19 protein-coding genes and 6 tRNA genes are annotated in these 17896 nt (G+C 36.9%); 23 read left to right on the plus strand and 2 right to left on the minus strand.

Translation table 11 applies throughout. The features are described from left to right. The first annotated feature begins 41 nt into the window (after nucleotides 1-41). Nucleotides 42-521: a PH domain-containing protein gene (locus KGF86_RS15225; protein WP_186869684.1), complete on the plus strand. Its 480-nt coding sequence runs from the start codon at nucleotides 42-44 to the stop codon at nucleotides 519-521. Continuing rightward, nucleotides 514-1941, plus strand: a complete 1428-nt coding sequence (locus tag KGF86_RS15230; protein ID WP_186869685.1) for a PH domain-containing protein — start codon at nucleotides 514-516, stop codon at nucleotides 1939-1941. Before KGF86_RS15225 ends, KGF86_RS15230 begins: the two co-directional genes overlap by 8 nt. A gap of 14 nt (nucleotides 1942-1955) precedes the next feature. Here KGF86_RS15230 and KGF86_RS15235 read toward each other — a convergent pair whose 3' ends face one another. Continuing rightward, a complete protein-coding gene (locus tag KGF86_RS15235) occupies nucleotides 1956-2717 on the minus strand; it encodes a rhomboid family intramembrane serine protease (RefSeq protein WP_211742365.1) in 762 nt (253 codons plus the stop codon). A 149-nt stretch (nucleotides 2718-2866) separates the two neighbouring features. Here KGF86_RS15235 and acpS point away from each other — a divergent pair, with 149 nt between their 5' ends. From acpS to KGF86_RS15305, 14 genes are all read left to right on the plus strand, one after another. Beyond that, complete coding sequence (gene acpS, locus KGF86_RS15240; protein WP_186869687.1) at nucleotides 2867-3220, plus strand: holo-ACP synthase; 354 nt, start codon at nucleotides 2867-2869, stop codon at nucleotides 3218-3220. Between the two features lie 344 nt (nucleotides 3221-3564). Beyond that, nucleotides 3565-4587, plus strand: a complete 1023-nt coding sequence (locus KGF86_RS15245; RefSeq protein WP_186869688.1) for a LolA family protein — start codon at nucleotides 3565-3567, stop codon at nucleotides 4585-4587. A 101-nt stretch (nucleotides 4588-4688) separates the two neighbouring features. Beyond that, nucleotides 4689-5876: an alanine racemase gene (gene alr / locus KGF86_RS15250; RefSeq protein WP_343221464.1), complete on the plus strand. Its 1188-nt coding sequence runs from the start codon at nucleotides 4689-4691 to the stop codon at nucleotides 5874-5876. Between the two features lie 175 nt (nucleotides 5877-6051). Beyond that, nucleotides 6052-6336 carry a CopG family ribbon-helix-helix protein gene (locus KGF86_RS15255; protein WP_186869689.1) on the plus strand — a complete coding sequence of 95 codons (285 nt, stop codon included), beginning with the start codon at nucleotides 6052-6054 and terminating at the stop codon, nucleotides 6334-6336. A gap of 3 nt (nucleotides 6337-6339) precedes the next feature. Beyond that, complete coding sequence (locus KGF86_RS15260) at nucleotides 6340-6699, plus strand: type II toxin-antitoxin system PemK/MazF family toxin (protein WP_186869690.1); 360 nt, start codon at nucleotides 6340-6342, stop codon at nucleotides 6697-6699. Nucleotides 6700-6889: 190 nt separating this feature from the next. Further along, nucleotides 6890-7795: an RsbT co-antagonist protein RsbRA gene (locus KGF86_RS15265; protein WP_186869691.1), complete on the plus strand. Its 906-nt coding sequence runs from the start codon at nucleotides 6890-6892 to the stop codon at nucleotides 7793-7795. Continuing rightward, nucleotides 7767-8123, plus strand: a complete 357-nt coding sequence (locus KGF86_RS15270; protein WP_186869692.1) for an STAS domain-containing protein — start codon at nucleotides 7767-7769, stop codon at nucleotides 8121-8123. The genes KGF86_RS15265 and KGF86_RS15270 overlap by 29 nt, the downstream gene beginning before the upstream one ends. 3 nt (nucleotides 8124-8126) lie before the next feature. Next, the gene (locus KGF86_RS15275; protein WP_186869716.1) at nucleotides 8127-8528 is read left to right on the plus strand and encodes an anti-sigma regulatory factor; all 402 of its coding nucleotides are present in this window, start codon (nucleotides 8127-8129) and stop codon (nucleotides 8526-8528) included. 97 nt (nucleotides 8529-8625) lie between these two features. Continuing rightward, on the plus strand, nucleotides 8626-9636 hold the full coding sequence (locus KGF86_RS15280; RefSeq protein WP_186869693.1) for a PP2C family protein-serine/threonine phosphatase: 1011 nt from the start codon (nucleotides 8626-8628) through the stop codon (nucleotides 9634-9636). A 77-nt stretch (nucleotides 9637-9713) separates the two neighbouring features. Then, nucleotides 9714-10046: an anti-sigma factor antagonist gene (locus KGF86_RS15285; RefSeq protein ID WP_211742366.1), complete on the plus strand. Its 333-nt coding sequence runs from the start codon at nucleotides 9714-9716 to the stop codon at nucleotides 10044-10046. Then, on the plus strand, nucleotides 10047-10523 hold the full coding sequence (gene rsbW, locus KGF86_RS15290; RefSeq protein WP_186869695.1) for an anti-sigma B factor RsbW: 477 nt from the start codon (nucleotides 10047-10049) through the stop codon (nucleotides 10521-10523). Continuing rightward, on the plus strand, nucleotides 10495-11283 hold the full coding sequence (sigB, locus tag KGF86_RS15295) for an RNA polymerase sigma factor SigB (protein ID WP_186869696.1): 789 nt from the start codon (nucleotides 10495-10497) through the stop codon (nucleotides 11281-11283). Before rsbW ends, sigB begins: the two co-directional genes overlap by 29 nt. A gap of 5 nt (nucleotides 11284-11288) precedes the next feature. Further along, a complete protein-coding gene (locus KGF86_RS15300; protein WP_186869697.1) occupies nucleotides 11289-11894 on the plus strand; it encodes a PP2C family serine/threonine-protein phosphatase in 606 nt (201 codons plus the stop codon). Nucleotides 11895-12135: 241 nt separating this feature from the next. Then, on the plus strand, nucleotides 12136-14304 hold the full coding sequence (locus KGF86_RS15305) for a Tex family protein (protein ID WP_211742367.1): 2169 nt from the start codon (nucleotides 12136-12138) through the stop codon (nucleotides 14302-14304). A 222-nt stretch (nucleotides 14305-14526) separates the two neighbouring features. On the opposite strand, the gene KGF86_RS15310 is transcribed toward KGF86_RS15305, so the two are convergent. Continuing rightward, nucleotides 14527-16008 (minus strand): catalase, encoded by a 1482-nt coding sequence (locus tag KGF86_RS15310; RefSeq protein ID WP_211742368.1) that lies wholly within the window; start codon nucleotides 16006-16008, stop codon nucleotides 14527-14529. A 274-nt stretch (nucleotides 16009-16282) separates the two neighbouring features. On the opposite strand from KGF86_RS15310, the gene KGF86_RS15315 reads away from it, so the two are divergent. The 7 genes from KGF86_RS15315 to KGF86_RS15345 all read left to right on the plus strand — a co-directional run bounded on the left by KGF86_RS15315 (nucleotide 16283) and on the right by KGF86_RS15345 (nucleotide 17845). After that, entirely contained in the window at nucleotides 16283-16756 is a 474-nt protein-coding gene (locus tag KGF86_RS15315; RefSeq protein ID WP_186869701.1) for a SprT family protein, read from the plus strand. A gap of 373 nt (nucleotides 16757-17129) precedes the next feature. Beyond that, nucleotides 17130-17204: transfer RNA gene (locus KGF86_RS15320), tRNA-Asn, on the plus strand. Nucleotides 17205-17207: 3 nt separating this feature from the next. Beyond that, a tRNA-Ser gene (locus KGF86_RS15325) sits at nucleotides 17208-17298 on the plus strand. A 9-nt stretch (nucleotides 17299-17307) separates the two neighbouring features. Then, nucleotides 17308-17379, plus strand: a tRNA-Glu gene (locus tag KGF86_RS15330). Between the two features lie 22 nt (nucleotides 17380-17401). Then, nucleotides 17402-17478, plus strand: a tRNA-Asp gene (locus KGF86_RS15335). A gap of 9 nt (nucleotides 17479-17487) precedes the next feature. Then, nucleotides 17488-17562 (plus strand) — tRNA-Gln (locus KGF86_RS15340). Between the two features lie 207 nt (nucleotides 17563-17769). Further along, nucleotides 17770-17845 (plus strand) — tRNA-Lys (locus KGF86_RS15345). Nucleotides 17846-17896: the final 51 nt, after the last annotated feature.

The raw sequence follows: 17896 nt of genomic DNA on the forward strand, positions 1-17896 counted from the left end.
ATAGGGGCTTTTTTTATCATTAATTAGGGGGAAGAGATTATATGAGAAAGCCACCGGTTCATAGGATTTCACGAGATGCGATAAAAGTATGGCAAATTACAGCTATCCTATACGAATTAATAGTTTGGCTACTTGCAATTGTAGGTTTAGTATTACACTTCATAAATGATTTTCCAATTTGGATTGTCCTAGCTGCATTTGGAATTAGTATTTTAAGTACTATAATCACCGTTTTCCTAATCCCAAACTTGCGATGGAAAAGATGGCGTTATGAAGTATTTGAACAGGAAATCTATATTCAGCATGGGATATTAATTGTTTCCAGAACGCTTATTCCAATGATTCGTGTCCAACATGTCGAGACGAAGCAAGGGCCGATTCTGAAACACTTTAATCTAGCTAGTGTATCTATTTCAACGGCGGCAACTACACATGAAATACCGGCATTATCAAATGAAATTGCTTCAGATTTGCGAGATAAAATTTCCTCACTAGCAAAGGTGGATGAGGATGATGTCTGAGCAAAAACGATTACACCCTGCTACTATTATTTTTAATTTGATAAATAGTGTGAAGGATATGTTTTTCTTATTTGTCATTGCTTTTGTTACGTTAGTAAATATCGATATTTTATATGCTATTTTAGCTGTCGTAGCGCTAATCGTACTATTAATCTTCGCAAGCTACATATCCTGGAAACGATTTACATACCGTGTGGAAGGTGATGAATTAAAACTGGAATACGGTGTGATTATACGGAAGAAGCGTTATATATCTAAAAATAGAATTCAATCGATCGATCTAACGCAAAACATCTTACATAGAATATTTAAATTAGTAAAAGTGGAGATAGAAACAGCTGGTACTGGTAAAGAGGCAGAAGCATCACTTAATACCGTCACGTTTGTCGAAGGGGAGGAATTACGGTCGGAGTTAAAATCCACTATTACGGAAAAGGAACCGGCTGAAGAACTGGAGGAAGAAAAACAACCCCCAACCGTAACGATTACTAGAAAACGCCTTATTCTTGCTGGGGCTACTTCAGGTAGTATAGGGGTGTTATTGGCCGTTGCGGGGGCTGCGTTTTCCGAAATGGGACGGTTTATACCTACTAATTTCTACGATAGTGCATATACGTGGCTTGTTGGATTGGGAATGTTGATAATGGCTCTCATGGCTTTAGGGGGGATTCTTTCTCTATGGTTATTAGGAATTGCGGGAGTAATGCTGAAATATTGGAATTTCACCATAGCTAAAGTGGACGAAGATATTGTCATAACATGTGGACTACTAGAGAAAAAATTAATTACAATTCCACTAAAACGAATTCAAGCGGTCGGTTATGTGGAAAATCTAATTAGACAACCATTCGGGTATGTGACGGTAATAGCAGAAATTGCAGGTGGATCGAATGAAAAAGGGGAAGATTTTTCTACGGTACTATTTCCTATTATGAAGAAAAAAGAGGTGAATGAGTTCCTGACTAAATTGTTACCTGAATATAGACCCGACGATGCAGAGCTAATCCAATTGCCGAAGCGCTCACTTAAATATTATCTCGTAAGGGCAGCAATCATACCGCTATTGGTATTAGGCGTTGTTCTGTATATGTTTCCACAGTTTGCATGGATTCCGAGTGTTGTGTTTGTACTAAGTGTGTTTTTAGGGATTCTTCAGTATAAGGACTCGGCATATCAAATAACAGGGAATAAACTTCTAATTCGCTATCGTAATTTTAATAAAGTTACCATGATGCTGTATCATAAACGGATTCAAGCATTTAATAAAAAACAACATATCCTTCATAAGCGAGAAAATTTAGCAACGATACAGTTGTCTATCGTAGGGAAGATGGGGCAAGGAAAACATTATCATGTAAAAGAATTGGATTTAAAGGATGCTGATACCTTAGCGGATTGGTATTCTTATCGAGGGGGCTAACCCCCCTCGATAAGTTAAAACACATTATATAAAACCCCAATGACTACTAAGATAATAATAATAGTCCATAGGAAATTTTGTTTTGTTTTTCTAGAAAACCTTTTTTTCTTCCATCGGTTCGGATCAAAGCGAATCTCTCCATCATCGTCATAACTTTTTCTGTATTGCGGCGGATAATACGGACGTGCTCCATTAAGGACTAGAGGGGCGATAAGAAATCCCACCACAAATCCAAGGATATGGGCATAGATGTTAATATTCGGACGTAGGAAAGTCATGATGATACCAATAATGAAAATGACCATTACAATTTGGGAGCTTTGGGAATCAATCAGATTTTTACGGAATGCCACCATAAATACATAGACACCGAATAGCCCAAAAATCGCACCAGAAGCCCCTACGTGAGAATACAGAATCGAAGGGTGGATAATGAAGGTGGCAATGTTTGCAAGCACACCAGCACCGATATATACGAATAAGAATTTTGCTTTACCTAACATTTCCTCTAGTGCAGGTCCAAACAATACTAGAGAAAATGAATTAAATAGCATATGTGTAAGTCCACCGTGTAAAAAAATTGGTGTTATAAATCGCCAATATTCCCCATTTTGTAACCCCCAATGACTCCCAACTCCTAAATGGTATAATTGATTGAATAACCCAATCGGTATGATGTCTAGAAGCCATGTAAGTATATGGATGATAATAATCGTCGACACTACCGGATAGTATCGAATAAACTCTTTAATACTTCTCTCATTTCGAATAAACATTATTTCCCCTCTTTCATATCGGGTTTTAACTAAAGTATTTTTAAAGCTTGCTCGGGTATTATATTATTATGTACATTATTAGATTACTATAATACTATTTTTACATAAACAACAGCGTATGGCATCTTTCATGTTAGGAGAATGTTAAAATGATTAAAGGAATCGGAATAGATATTATTGAACTTGATAGAATAAGCAACCTAATGAATAATAATCGCTTTATAGAACGAATCTTAACCGTTAAAGAAAAACAAACATTTGCTTTACTCCAAAGTGAAAGCAGAAAAGTAGAATTTATTGCAGGGCGATTTGCTGCCAAAGAGGCTTTTTCAAAGGCAATGGGAACAGGTATAGGCGAGTTAAGTTTCCAAGATATCGAGGTTTTGAATGATGAAAAAGGCGCGCCCTGTATAACGTATTTTAAAGAAGAGCATATGAATATTTTTATCTCCATTACTCATAGTAGAGAATATGCTGTTGCTCAAGTGGTGATTGAAGTCTAAAGTTCCTTGTTAATCGATTATCATCTGCATAATTATGGAGGTTGTCTCATATATTTTATTGCGGGCAGGAGGGAACAAGCTATAACATTGTTCACCGCAAAAGAAGCAACGATATGACCAAGCACCAATAGAACAAGCTGGCCCAAGTAACAAGATGTATTGGGAGATTATGTATGCAAAACTAACGGAAAAGAAAGAGAGGGTGGTTGGATAGGATGATCGTATTGTCTTCATAATGGGTGTGTATGGTCTGTCGTATATTCTTTCGGTGTAATCAGTTCCCTTTGTATAAATCGTAAAACCTAAAGAGTAGGTTTGTAATTTTAGACAAGGGAGTTATGTCCATGATAAAAAAATCTCGTTTATGGATGATAGTTGTATTCGGTATTGTATTAGTTCTAGCTGCGTGTGGTGAACAGTCACAAGAAGATGTTGTTAAAAAGCTGGGCAGTAATGTTGCAGATTTAGCTGGATACAAAGCAAATGTTGAAATGAAAATGAATACGGGACAAGAGGAACAGCTATTCAAAATCGATGTATGGCATAAGAAAGAAGACTTCTATCGTGTAGCATTGAGTAACAATCAACAGGATAAGGGTAGTCAAATTATTCTTAAGAACAAAGACGGTGTATTTGTTCTTACACCAGAGCTGAAGAAGAGTTTTAAATTTCAGTCGGATTGGCCAGATAACAGTAGTCAGCCATATTTATATCAGTCCTTAGTAGAGGACATTGCAAATGATGAAGAAGCAGAATTTACTTCTAATGAAAACCACTATATCTTTAAGACAAAAACAAATTATCAAAGTAACAACAATTTACCATACCAAGAAATTTACTTTGATAAAGAAAACTATACGCCGGCGCTTGTGAAAGTATTAGATACGGATGGTAATGCTGTTGTGGAAGTGAAATTTAATAGTTTTGAATTAAACCCTAGTTTTAATGATAAAGATTTTGAAATTGAAGAAAATATGGCAAGTGCAACCCCAGAGGATGTTCCGACATCTGGAGATGGTGTTATAGATGAATTAGAGGTTATGGTACCAATTCAAACAGTAGGAGCCGAGTTGGCTGAGCAAGTTGAAGTAGACCTGGAGAATGGAAAACGAATTATTTCAACCTTCACTGGAGAAAAGAATTTTACACTAGTACAAGAAAAGCGGAATGTAGTGGAGACATTACAGTCCCCGGTAGAAGTTGAAGGAGATATCGTCAACCTTGGATTCGGTGCTATTGGTGCATTATCGGAAAATGCAGTTGAATGGGACTATAATGGATCGAATTTCTACTTAGCTAGTGATCAGCTAACAAGAGAAGAATTGGTAGAAGTAGCACAGTCCGTACAAGGACATAACGTAAAATAATCATAAACTTGGGCAGGCTCATAGATAAGAGTCTGCTTTTATTTTATAATAAGTAATAATAATAGTAAACATAGCCAATTTCATGCATAGGAAGAATGGCGTTGTCTAAAAAATATCATCGTCTTTTTCTTGAATGTAAAATGATTGAAAAGAAAGGGAGCATTATTGTGGTAGGAGAAATGTATCGCGATACATGGATTGAAATAAATCTTCAAGCAATTAAGTATAATATCATGCAAATAAAGGAAAAACTACCGCAAGATAGTAATATTATTGCAGTTGTAAAAGCAAACGCATATGGGCATGGAATAGTCCCAATAGCCCAAAAAGCAATTAAATCAGGAGCAAATGGATTAGCAGTAGCCTTATTAGAAGAAGCTATAACACTTAGAAAAGCCTCCATTACAGCGCCGATCCTAGTATTAGGAGGAGTTCCTGCGGTATACGCACCAATTGCAGCCAAAAATCATATCACCTTAACCGTCTTTCAAGAGGATTGGCTAAAAGAAGTAAACGAGTTAACCCTAGAGCAGCCTCTACATGTTCACCTAAAATTGGATACTGGAATGGGTAGGATTGGTGTACGGACAGAAGAAGAGTTAGTAGGTATGTTACAAGAAATAGAGAAGAATCGTGATATAAACTTAACCGGAATATTTACTCATTTTGCTACTGCAGATGAAAGTGATTTGGCTTACTACCATGAGCAAACGAAGCGGATGGAGCAATTGCTAACGTTATTTAAACAATATTGGAAAGAATCCATTACGATTCATGTCGGCAATAGTGCTGCCTCCATACGCTTTCCGGAAATTATGCATAATTCCATTCGTTTTGGCATATCCATGTATGGGTTGTATCCTTCGAAGTATGTAAAAGAGGAAAATCATATTTCTTTAAAACCGGCATTCTCCTTACATAGTAAACTGATTCACGTCAAATCAATAAAACCGGGTGAATCTGTTAGCTATGGTAGAACCTATGTTGCCGAGGAGGATGAATGGATTGGCACGATTCCAATAGGTTATGGTGATGGATGGAATAGGAAGCTACAAGGAATGAGCGTTTTAGTAAATGGAAAGCGAATGCCTATAGTTGGTCGAATATGCATGGATCAAATGATGATACGACTGGATAAATCATATCCAATCGGAACAAAGGTTACCTTAATAGGGGAGCAAGGGAATGATTGTATCGAGATGGATGAGGTTGCAGCTTATTTGGATACAATAAGTTATGAGATACCTTGTATGATAAATGAAAGAGTACCAAGAATCTATATAGAATAATGGAATGTAAAGTGCCTAGAAGTTAGATTCGTATTACCGGGCTTTTATACCCAATTTATTTCAATAAAATGCTGATAAGCCTTTGCAATTACAGCTAGACAATGATATTATTAAATTTGATTAAATATAGAAAAATAGTAACGATCGTTCAGGAAGTTGGCGGAGGTGCTTGGTTTTGTCAGAAAGCTCACAGGAAATCATGGTACGGCTACCGAAAAACCTACTAAATGAGGTGGATGGATTAGTGAAGAGAGAAAACAGAGATCTTAGTGATTTCATATGTCAGGCAACTAGAAATTATCTTGAAACTAAGAAAGAGGAATATATCCAAAACTTTTATAAATCCATGCAAAAAGGCTATCAAGAAATGGCAAGAATCAATCTCTCTATTGCTTCAGAAGCTTTTCAGGCTGAAGAGGAGGCTGAAATTACTTTAGAGCGCTCTGTGATCGGGGTGTAGAATTTGATTGTTCAAAGAGGCGAAGTGTATTTCGCTGACTTATCCCCTGTAGTTGGATCAGAACAAGGGGGCGTTCGTCCGGTACTAATCCTCCAAAATGATATTGGAAATCGATTCAGTCCAACTGTTATCGTTGCTGCAATCACTGCTCAAATCCAGAAAGCAAAACTACCCACCCATGTAGAAATTGATGCGAAACGATATGGATTTGATAGAGATTCTGTTATTCTTTTAGAGCAGATTCGAACGTTAGATAAGCAGCGACTAACAGATAAAATTACCAAACTCGACGAAGTTATGATGCAAAAAATCAATCATGCACTAGAAATAAGCCTTGGGCTTAAGGATATGTATGGTCAATAGAACTCATAGTTTATATTAATAAACTTATGAGTTTTTTTATGTCCAAATTATATCGAATACTTTTAAAATGATGATTCGTAAAATAACTCGCATATATAGATAAACTTTTGTGAAAATGAATATAGTTGCTATAATAAACATAACATGTGAAAATATTTATAATATTTTTGGTTTATCGGGGGTTGCTCGAATGAATAAAGATTTGAGGAAGATTGCCATTGAAAATAGTGAAGAGATTATTAGGGAATGGTCAAAGGAAATTAACAAGCTTAGAAGTGAAAATTACACAGCAGATATTTCGGATGAGTTATTCGAAAATAATAATGAAGAATTTGTAAATGTCATATTAAGTAGTATCAAAGGTACCGGCTCAACTAAAATAGTAAAAGATTTTTCAGATCGAATCATTAAATTAGGATGGCCATTGAGTTATATTACAGACGGTCTATTGGTGTTTAGTAAAGTTACAACACATACAATATTAAATAAATTTGAACAATTGGACAGTGAATTTATGTCCGAGACACTAGATACTGTGGAGTCCTGGGTGCAGCCGATTATTAGACAACTCGTGAATGAGTACTCTGTTAGCTGGGAGCATGTTGTATCCTTGCAACGTATTGCGCTACAGGAGCTGTCTGCTCCGCTTATACCAGTGATGGATAATATTACGATTATGCCGTTAATTGGTACAATTGATACGGAACGTGCGAAATTCATTATGGAAAACCTTCTTGAAGGGGTTATGCGTCATAATGCGGAAGTGGTATTAATTGATATTACAGGTGTACCAGTTGTAGATACCATGGTTGCACATCATTTATTTCAAGCTACGGAAGCAGTCAGATTACTTGGTGCCAAATGTATTCTAGTGGGAATACGTCCGGAAATTGCCCAAACCATTGTGAATTTAGGCATTAACTTCTCAAATCTACCAACAAAGAGCACGCTTAAAAAGGGTTTCTTGCTAGCATTAGAAGTTACCAATAAATCAATTGTTGAGATGGATAATAAAGCTCAAAGCATTGATGAATTACTAGGATTGGATAAAGGGAGTGAAAAAGGTCATGCGCATTCCAATATTGAAACTACATAATTATTTATTAATCTCTATTCAAACCGAACTAGATGACCAAACAGCTATTCAATTCCAAGAGGATTTATTAAAAGAAATTCATTCAACAGAAGCTACAGGGGTTGTCATTGATTTAACCTCGGTGGAAGTTATTGATTCTTTTATTGCAAAGGTGTTAGGAGATGTAGTTTCGATGTCAGACCTAATGGGGGCTAAAGTTGTCTTAACTGGAATTCAACCAGCGGTTGCTATGACGTTAATTGAATTAGGTATTCATCTACAAAATGTACCGACCGCATTGGATCTTGAACAGGGCTTAATGAAGCTGCATCAGGAATTGGGGGAATAGATGATGAAATCCCAATCCTGTGTGAAGATAATGAAAGAGTGGGATATTGTTGCCGCTCGTCAAATGGGGCGAGAAATTGCAAAAAGCTTAGGATTTGGTACGGTTGACCAAGCCCGTATTACGACAGCAATATCCGAGCTTGCGAGAAATATATATTTGTATGCCGGTGAAGGTGAGATTTACTTTGAAGTATTGGAATCTTTAGATCATAAAGGTATCTCTATCGTAGCGCAAGATAATGGCCCGGGAATTAAAGATATAAGTCAGGTAATGGAGGATGGTTTTTCCACATCCGGAGGGCTAGGTGCAGGGTTACCTGGTGTAAGGCGATTAATGGACGAATTTGATATTGAATCCGAGGTTGGAAAAGGCACGAGAATCATAACCGCCAAATGGGTTAGATAAACCTTTCAGTATCTAAAGCTTCTTTATTATCAACAAAGTTTACTCAACTGTTTGAACTTGAAATTTAGTTCTTAATAATAGAATAGGAGAGGCCAAGATGGATACGAGAGAGTTATTTGCTAGGAACTATAAGGATTTACTAAAGGGGTATATAGAAACACAAGATGAGCAAGCATTATATGGAGCTGAACAAATTTCAAAGTCCTTTATTAAAAATAATATTTTACCAGAAGAGATTGTTAACTTACATATCCAAGCATTATTAGAAATATCCCCTGAACTACATGATCAAATTCAGACTTCGATGAATTTCTTATTGGAGACGATGATTTCATATGGTCTAGCACATCAAGAATACCAGCTTCTCAGAGAAAAACAGCTGGAAATCAAATCTGAGATTCATGTTGCTGCAAGAATGCAAAAAATGTTATTAAAATCTGCCATTCCTAAAACGGATGACCTGGATATTGGTGTTATTAGCGTTCCGGCAAATCAAATGAATGGCGATTATCATCATTTTGTTAAAGGGAAAGATGGATCGATTAGTATTGCTATTGCCGATATCATTGGAAAAGGCATACCAGCAGCATTGTCTATGTCCATGATTAAATACGCGATGGATAGCTTTCCGGAAAGTGAGATGTCTACCGATGCAATACTAGCTAGCCTAAATAGAGTGGTAGAACGAAATGTTGACCCTAGTATGTTTATTACGATGTTCTATGCACAATATAAACCGGGATCTGGTAAGCTCTATTATTCTTCAGCAGGGCATGAGCCAGGCTTTTTTTACAGTGGTAAAGATAATACCTTTAGAGAGTTCGAAGCAAAAGGGTTAGTATTAGGGGTCAATCCTGATACTACCTATTCCCAATACGAATTAGAAATCGAAAAAGGTGACATGATTGTCTTGCTTACAGATGGTGTTACGGAATGTCGAAAAGGTGACGTTTTTATCGAACGAAATGAAGTGTTAGAAGTCATCAAGTCATATATGCACCTGCCTGCGCAAGAGATTGTCAATCAAGTTTATCGTCATTTTGAACGATTACAAAACTTTCAATTACGGGATGATTTTACCTTAGTTATATTGAAAAAAGTGGTTTAATATTAGCGTGTAAAGGGAATAAGGAAAACAAACACTCGTGATGTACTTACGAATATCGGTGTTATAGGGGGAAAACTATGAATCTACAAATCCAAATAGATGAAGGTCTTGATAAATCTATAGTTCATTTATCTGGAGAAATTGATGTTTATACAGCACCTAAGTTAAAAGACACACTGCTCCCATTATTACAGCAGCAAGGAACATCCCTAGAAGTTGATTTAAGTAATGTAACTTATATGGATAGTACGGGATTAGGGGTATTTGTAAATGCTCTGAAGTTATCGAAAGAGTATGAAAGCCAATTAATGTTGATAAATTTACAAGATCGAGTATTTCGTTTATTCCAAATAACTGGATTACACGAAATAATGGACATAAACTCTACGATTCGAGGTGTGGATGAATAAATGGAATCGTTTGATTTTATCGAAATGAAATTCCCAGCAAAGCCGGAATACGTAGGTGTTATACGATTATGTATTTCCGGAATTGCAAACCGCATGGGCTTCACCTATGAGGATATTGAGGATCTCAAAATTTCTGTTTCTGAAGCAGTGACCAATGTCGTTAATCATGCATATGGGGAACAGGATGATGGAGAAGTAACCATAGGGTTTGGCGTATATGAGAGCCGATTAGAAGTTATGGTAGCAGATCATGGAGGAAGTTTTAATCTTAATGAAATTAAGGCGGAAATAGGACCTTACGATAGTAACGAGTCGATTGAAAATCTTCGTGAAGGGGGTTTTGGGTTATTTTTAATTAATACATTAATGGATAAAGTCGAAATATATAATAATTCAGGTGTCATTGTTCTAATGACGAAATACCTTGAGAAATTAGGGGTGGGGTTACATGACGACCACGTCTCAACCGAACAATAAGGGAAGAGATGAGGTATATGAATGGATTGAACTACTTCAGAAAAACCCTTTAGACGAGGAAACCCAACAGAAAATAATCTTTACCTACAAGGAACTAGTAGAATCGATTGCTAGAAAATATTCTAGAAATAGTATGATTCATGAAGATTTAGTTCAAGTAGGTATGATAGGTTTATTAGGAGCTATTAAGCGATTTGACGCCTCATATGGTAAAACATTTGAATCATTTGCTATTCCTACAATAGTTGGAGAAATAAAGCGATTTATCCGTGATAAAACTTGGAGTGTTCATGTTCCACGAAGAATTAAAGAATTAGGTCCTAAGATTAAGAAAGCCGCTGATGAACTAACCACTAAAAATCAAAAATCACCCACTGTTAAGGAAATTTCCGAATATCTTGGAGTCTCTGAGGAAGAGATACTAGAAACAATGGAAATGAATAAAAGCTATAAAGCGTTATCTGTTGATCGTAGTATTGAGGGAACTCCAGATGGGAGTACAATAGCTATACTAGATATGATAGGTACTGATGAAGATGGATATTCGCAAATTGACCACAAGATGCTATTAGAAAAGATACTTCCCATTTTAAATGATCGTGAACAACAAATTATCCGTTGTACGTATTTTCAAAATATGAGTCAAAAGGAAACCGGTGAATTATTAGGAATATCACAAATGCATGTTTCACGTTTACAACGTAAGTCGTTAAAGAAACTCCGTGAAGCAATTAACTCAGATAGTGCGGAGGTATTGTAATTGTCATGAACCGAGTAAAGGTAGCTGTTTTTCAGGAAGCAAAAAATGGTAATAATGAATGTGGAGATAGTTACTATTTTTGTGAAACTGAAAGTGAATTTATATGTGCCCTAGCAGATGGTTTAGGTAGTGGAGAATATGCCAAAGAATCATCTGATATCGTAATAAATATTATTAAAGAAAATATGAACTGCTCCGTTGAAAAACTAGTCCAAAAGTGTAATGAACAATTGTTTGGAAAACGCGGCACAGTCTTAGCTATTCTAAAAATTGATTTTATGTCCGGAATCTATTCTATCTCCACGATTGGGAATGTTGGTGTCATAACAGTTACTGGGGAGAATAAAAGAAAGCGAAATGTACCTAGCGCAGGGTATCTAGCAGGATACAAAAGAGACTTTAAGGTTATTCGTGAGCCTCTCGAGAGTGAGATGAATTTTATTATGTACACGGATGGCGTTACGAATCAAGAGCTAGCCGATAATTACTTCTTTGGTACGGAAGTAGAGAGGATCACAAAGTCTTTTGCACTAAGAAGTGGAACCCCGAGAAAAGATGATACAACCTTGATTGCTATTCGCTATGAGAATAAAGATAATGATATCGAATAAGCTAGCAATCGATAACACTCAATTTGGTCGTGGTGCCCAAGGGTTAGAATTTTACGCTAACTTTTGGGCAGCTGCCTTTTTGAGTGTTTTTTGATTGAGGCTTCTAAGTACGTTCAATACCTACCGTTACTGTATAAAAAACGAAATCAATACCCTAATGTTATAAGGGAAGTGTAATGGAGTTTGTAGGATTTAGATTTCATTTTTGATAGAATAGAGTTTGTGTAAAGGAGGAACTACAATGTCAGAAGGTTTAAATCAAGAATTAGCCCAATGGGTTTCCAAAGAAACAGCTATTCATTCTACTGTTGTACATAAAGTAATAGCTTTAATAGAAGAGGGAAATACAGTACCATTTATTGCTCGCTATCGTAAAGAGGTTACTGGAGGACTTGATGAGGTCCAAATTAAATCGATCCAGGATAAATGGAACTATGCCCTTAATCTCGCCCAAAGAAAAGATGAGGTTATCCGTTTAATTGATGAACAAGGGAAATTAACACCAGAATTAGAAAACGAGATAAGAATTACAACACAGCTACAACGAGTTGAAGATCTCTATAGACCTTATAAACAGAAAAGAAGAACTAAGGCAACCATTGCAAAAGAAAAAGGATTAGAGCCTTTGGCTGAATTAGTCTGGAAGCAACAAGAAATGGATGTCCAAGCTGAAGCAGGGAAGTATCTATCAGAAGAACACGAGTTACACACTGTAGAGGACGTGTTGGTTGGTGTAAACGATATAATGGCAGAATGGATCTCAGATGAGCCAGAATTCCGTGAGTACATTCGGAACGAGACATTCAAGCGAGGTCTAGTACAATCAGAGGTGAAGAATAAAGAGCAAGATGAAAAAGGCGTCTACGAAATGTACTATGAGTATAGTGAAGCTGTTCGTTCGATTGTTTCCCATAGAATATTAGCACTAAACCGAGGAGAGAAAGAGGACGTATTAAAAGTCTCCATTGTTCCTCCTGTTGATGCGATTATTGGATACTTACAGCGGAAAATCATGAAACATAAAACACAGCTAGAAATTGTAGACATTATCAAGGTTGCTATTCAAGACTCATACAAACGTTTGATTGAACCTTCGATTGAGCGAGAAATTAGAGCTGGATTAACAGAAAAAGCGGAGGAACAAGCAATTTCTGTCTTTGGTACCAATTTGAAAAATCTTTTATTACAGCCACCATTAAAGGGAAGGACGGTATTAGGTGTAGATCCAGCGTTTCGGACAGGCTGTAAGCTAGCTGTGATTGATGAGACTGGTAAATTACATCAAGTAGGTGTCATGTATCCAACTGCACCAAAAAATGACGTCGCAGGTGCAGAAAAGATAGTAATGGAATATATAAAGAAGTATTCTATCGAATTAATTGCAATTGGTAATGGGACAGCATCCCGTGAAACAGAGCAATTTATTTCAGATATTATTACGAAACACAACCTAGATATTCCGTATATTATTGTAAATGAAGCGGGGGCAAGTGTTTACTCTGCATCTGAATTAGCGAGGGAAGAATTTCCTGACTTACAGGTAGAGGAAAGAAGTGCGGCATCGATTGCTCGACGTGTACAGGATCCACTTGCAGAACTAGTGAAAATTGATCCGAAATCGATTGGTGTTGGACAATACCAGCATGATGTAAGTCAAAAAGCGTTAAATGAATCCCTAACCTTTGTTGTAGAAACAGCCGTAAACCAAGTGGGGGTCAATGTAAATACAGCATCTAGATCATTACTCCAATATGTATCCGGCTTAAGTAAAACAGTGGCTGGGAATATTGTGAAGATGCGCAATGAAAATGGTAAGTTTACCAATCGTAAACAGTTGAAAAAGATTCCAAGATTAGGCGCTAAAACATATGAGCAAGCAATCGGGTTCTTACGAATAATTGATGGAGATAACCCACTAGATCGAACACCAATCCACCCAGAGAGTTATGATCATACCGAAAAGCTACTAGCTATGCTTGATTGCAAGATTGACGATATTGGCTCCGATAAGTTAAAAGAGAAGCTTGCCTCTCTTAATAAAAAGGAAACCGCCGTACAGCTAGAAATTGGTGAACCAACATTAGAAGATATTATGGAAGCATTGAGTAAGCCTGGACGAGATCCACGTGATGAGTTTCCTCAACCATTGTTAAAGAAAAATGTCTTGTCCCTTGAGGATTTAAAACCAGGAATGGAGCTACAAGGAACGGTTCGAAATGTGGTAGACTTTGGAGTGTTTGTTGATATTGGAGTAAAACAGGATGGCCTAGTGCATATTTCTAAGATGTCAAATACCTTTGTTAAACATCCAATGGATATAGCATCTGTTGGTGATGTTATAACAGTTTGGGTTGAAAGTGTTGATGTGCATAAAGGAAGAGTCGCTTTGTCCATGGTGAAGGAAAGTTAAAATTAATGTATAGTAGTCCGATATATACTAAGCAAAAAACGTTGTGAGGAATTCTCATAACGTTTTTTGCTTTAATGATGGGATACGTGATGCGTATCCATCTAAATATGAAGCAGAATAACTCTTCTAAACGATAGATGCTAAATACTACTAAGACAACACGAGCCACAATAAAAAAGACGACTGGAAAAATATCCAGCCGTCTTTCATAGTGTGCTTTTATTATTCTACTTCACTTGCAGCTTCTACTTCGCTCATGGAAATACCAAGTGCGTTAGCAACACCTTCACCATATGCTGGATCTGCTTTGTAGCAATGGTTAATGTGTCTTAATTGTACTTCTTTTGTAGTTCCTTGTAAGTTGTTAGCAGTGTTTTCAAATAATCTTTGTTGCTCTTCAGGAGTCATAAGACGGAATAACTTACCTGGTTGCTCGAAGTAGTTATCATCATCTTTATCGAAATCATAATAGTCTACATCTGCTCCAAGCTGTAATGCAGGCTCTTGATGCTCCTTACTATCTTGCCATTCTCCGTAGCTGTTAGGGCTGTAAGAAACTTGACTACCATGTGGAATTACACGCATAGCGCCATCACGATGGTATGGATTGAAGTTCTTCGCATTTTTAGGATAGTTAACTGGAATTTGCCAGTGGTTAACTCCTAAACGATAGCGTTGTGTATCCCCATAAGAGAATAGACGACCTTGAAGCATTTTATCTGGTGAAAAACCAATACCAGGTACAATGTTAGTTGGAGCAAATGCTGCTTGCTCAACTTCTTCAAAGTAGTTTTCAGGGTTACGGTTAAGCTCAAGCTCACCAACCTCGATTAGAGGGAAGTCTTTTTTATACCATACTTTAGTTAAGTCAAATGGATTGTAAGGTACTTGCTTAGCTTGTTCTTCAGTCATTACTTGAATGTAAAGTGTCCATTTAGGGAAGTCACCTTTTTCGATTGATTCAAATAGATCTCTTTGATGACTTTCACGGTCTTTACCAATTACTGCTTCTGCTTCTTTGTCTGTTAGGTTTTTGATACCTTGTTGAGAACGGAAGTGGAATTTAACCCATACACGTTCGTTATCAGCATTAATTAAGCTGTAAGTATGACTTCCGAATAAGTGCATATGTCTGTATGTTGCAGGAATACCACGATCACTCATAACAATTGTTACTTGGTGAAGAGCTTCTGGTATACTAGTCCAGAAATCCCAGTTTGCTTGTGCACTATGCATATTAGTTTTAGGATCACGTTTAACTACGTGGTTTAAGTCTGGGAAACGCTTAGGATCTCTAAAGAAGAATACTGGTGTGTTGTTACCAACTAAATCCCAGTTACCTTCTTCTGTATAGAATTTAAGTGCTGTACCACGAATATCGCGCTCAGCATCAGCAGCACCACGCTCACCAGCTACAGTAGAGAAACGGATAAACATATCTGTTTTCTTACCGATTTCGGAGAAGATAGATGCTTTCGTATATTTAGTAATATCATGAGTAACAGTAAATGTACCATAAGCACCTGAACCTTTAGCATGCATACGGCGTTCTGGGATAACTTCACGGTCAAAGTGAGCTAGTTTTTCTAGGAACCAGAAGTCTTCCATTAATAGTGGACCTCTTGGACCAGCTGTTTTTGAATCATCATCATTTGGTACTGGAGCACCAAATGCAGTGGTTAACTTTTTCTTATCTTCACTCATTGAATATGTCCCTCCTAAATAATAAAATACAAATATTAGAGTAATTAATAGATTACTAAAAAGATAGTTTGAGTAAAATCCCTTATTAGGATTAAGTAAACAAGACTATCCTCCTTTCGTGTAATCTGATAATAATTACTTTCAAATTCTATTATAAAGGATTATAAACAAAAATCAATTTTTAATTATAATAATTTTAATTAAGGATGAAGTTTATTTTGTTTAATAGGTTGGTTTTGAAATATAATACTTTAAATGAAGGGGGTTTTCGCAAATGAAATTATTAAGTGAGAAAGAACTAACACAATTGGTTCATTCCATCTCTATAGAATTTTTCCATAAACCTTTTGTTGATAAAGTTAAATTTAATAATCGTCTGCGGACAACTGGTGGTAGGTATATACCGGCAAAAAGACTAATTGAATTAAATCCGAAATATTATGTGGAAGCGGACCAGGATGAGTTTATTGGAATAATAAAACATGAATTATGTCATTATCATCTGCATATTGAAGGGAAAGGGTATAAGCATAGAGATCCAGAATTTAGAGCTCTATTACAAAAGACCGGATCACCAAGACATTGTAAACCACTTCAATCCAATCTAAATAAATTTAACTATGAGTATAAATGTACTAATTGTCATCATACTTATAGGAGAGTAAGAAGAGTGGACATGAAAAAGTATCGATGTGGTATTTGTCGGGGGAGATTAGTAGAAGTAAAAAATGCTTCCTTAATAAAGTAGATGAAAAAACAATATAGTAGGAAGAAAATAGAGTCTGGAAAAGTTTATAAATTCAGACGCAAAAAATAGATTGACGAAATGGACTAGCCATGATAAATTATATAAAGTCTTAACAAAACAGACGAAATGTACATAGAAGTTTAAGAAAAAACTTTTATAAAATATCTTGACAATAAATTAATAATGTTATATGATATTTTTCGTCGCTGAAATTATTCCACAGTAGCTCAGTGGTAGAGACGAGCAAAACATCTACCGAATAAGCTGCGAGTAACCCCGAAGCATTTAGCATCTTAGAATAAGCTAGTAGATGCAGGGGGTCGAGATTACAGTAATTGTGTTAAGACAGGATAAGTAAACAAGTTATTATTATTCCACAGTAGCTCAGTGGTAGAGCAATCGGCTGTTAACCGATCGGTCGTAGGTTCGAATCCTACCTGTGGAGCCATATGGAGAAGTACTCAAGTGGCTGAAGAGGCGCCCCTGCTAAGGGTGTAGGTCGGGTAACCGGCGCGAGGGTTCAAATCCCTCCTTCTCCGCCATTCTAATATGGCCCGTTGGTCAAGCGGTTAAGACACCGCCCTTTCACGGCGGTAACACGGGTTCGAATCCCGTACGGGTCATTTCTTTAATAAACTAAATAAAGGTCCGGTAGTTCAGTTGGTTAGAATGCCTGCCTGTCACGCAGGAGGTCGCGGGTTCGAGTCCCGTCCGGACCGCCATTTAATTGTTGGGCTATAGCCAAGCGGTAAGGCAACGGGTTTTGGTCCCGTGATTCCCAGGTTCGAATCCTGGTAGCCCAGCCAATTTTTTGTTTGTGATATCTTTAACAAAGTGGTTTTGGAATCATTCATTACTACGAGCCATTAGCTCAGTCGGTAGAGCAACGAGCAACACTTCCACCGAATAAGCTACGAGTAACCCCGAAGCATACACATCTTGAATAAGCTAGAAGATGCAGGGGTCCACCATGGATGACGCTAATACTAACTTAAGGATTAACTTATTTTTTCGAGCCATTAGCTCAGTCGGTAGAGCATCTGACTTTTAATCAGAGGGTCGAAGGTTCGAATCCTTCATGGCTCACCATTTAAATATGCGGGTGTGGCGGAATTGGCAGACGCGCTAGACTTAGGATCT

This window comes from Ornithinibacillus massiliensis, assembly GCF_018310345.1.
In the GTDB taxonomy this organism is placed as follows: Bacteria; Bacillota; Bacilli; order Bacillales; family Amphibacillaceae; genus Ornithinibacillus; species Ornithinibacillus massiliensis.

Excerpts from the sequence above, each read along its gene's own strand:
- rsbW (WP_186869695.1), top strand. The coding sequence starts at position 10,047 with ATGGAATCGTTTGATTTTATCGAAATGAAATTCCCAGCAAAGCCGGAA.
- KGF86_RS15310 (WP_211742368.1), bottom strand. The coding sequence starts at position 16,008 with ATGAGTGAAGATAAGAAAAAGTTAACCACTGCATTTGGTGCTCCAGTA.
- KGF86_RS15245 (WP_186869688.1), top strand. The coding sequence starts at position 3,565 with ATGATAAAAAAATCTCGTTTATGGATGATAGTTGTATTCGGTATTGTA.
- KGF86_RS15305 (WP_211742367.1), top strand. The coding sequence starts at position 12,136 with ATGTCAGAAGGTTTAAATCAAGAATTAGCCCAATGGGTTTCCAAAGAA.
- KGF86_RS15315 (WP_186869701.1), top strand. The coding sequence starts at position 16,283 with ATGAAATTATTAAGTGAGAAAGAACTAACACAATTGGTTCATTCCATC.
- KGF86_RS15275 (WP_186869716.1), top strand. The coding sequence starts at position 8,127 with ATGAAATCCCAATCCTGTGTGAAGATAATGAAAGAGTGGGATATTGTT.
- KGF86_RS15300 (WP_186869697.1), top strand. The coding sequence starts at position 11,289 with ATGAACCGAGTAAAGGTAGCTGTTTTTCAGGAAGCAAAAAATGGTAAT.
- KGF86_RS15285 (WP_211742366.1), top strand. The coding sequence starts at position 9,714 with ATGAATCTACAAATCCAAATAGATGAAGGTCTTGATAAATCTATAGTT.
- KGF86_RS15270 (WP_186869692.1), top strand. The coding sequence starts at position 7,767 with ATGCGCATTCCAATATTGAAACTACATAATTATTTATTAATCTCTATT.
- acpS (WP_186869687.1), top strand. The coding sequence starts at position 2,867 with ATGATTAAAGGAATCGGAATAGATATTATTGAACTTGATAGAATAAGC.
- KGF86_RS15265 (WP_186869691.1), top strand. The coding sequence starts at position 6,890 with ATGAATAAAGATTTGAGGAAGATTGCCATTGAAAATAGTGAAGAGATT.
- KGF86_RS15235 (WP_211742365.1), bottom strand. The coding sequence starts at position 2,717 with ATGTTTATTCGAAATGAGAGAAGTATTAAAGAGTTTATTCGATACTAT.
- KGF86_RS15280 (WP_186869693.1), top strand. The coding sequence starts at position 8,626 with ATGGATACGAGAGAGTTATTTGCTAGGAACTATAAGGATTTACTAAAG.
- KGF86_RS15225 (WP_186869684.1), top strand. The coding sequence starts at position 42 with ATGAGAAAGCCACCGGTTCATAGGATTTCACGAGATGCGATAAAAGTA.
- sigB (WP_186869696.1), top strand. The coding sequence starts at position 10,495 with ATGACGACCACGTCTCAACCGAACAATAAGGGAAGAGATGAGGTATAT.
- KGF86_RS15230 (WP_186869685.1), top strand. The coding sequence starts at position 514 with ATGTCTGAGCAAAAACGATTACACCCTGCTACTATTATTTTTAATTTG.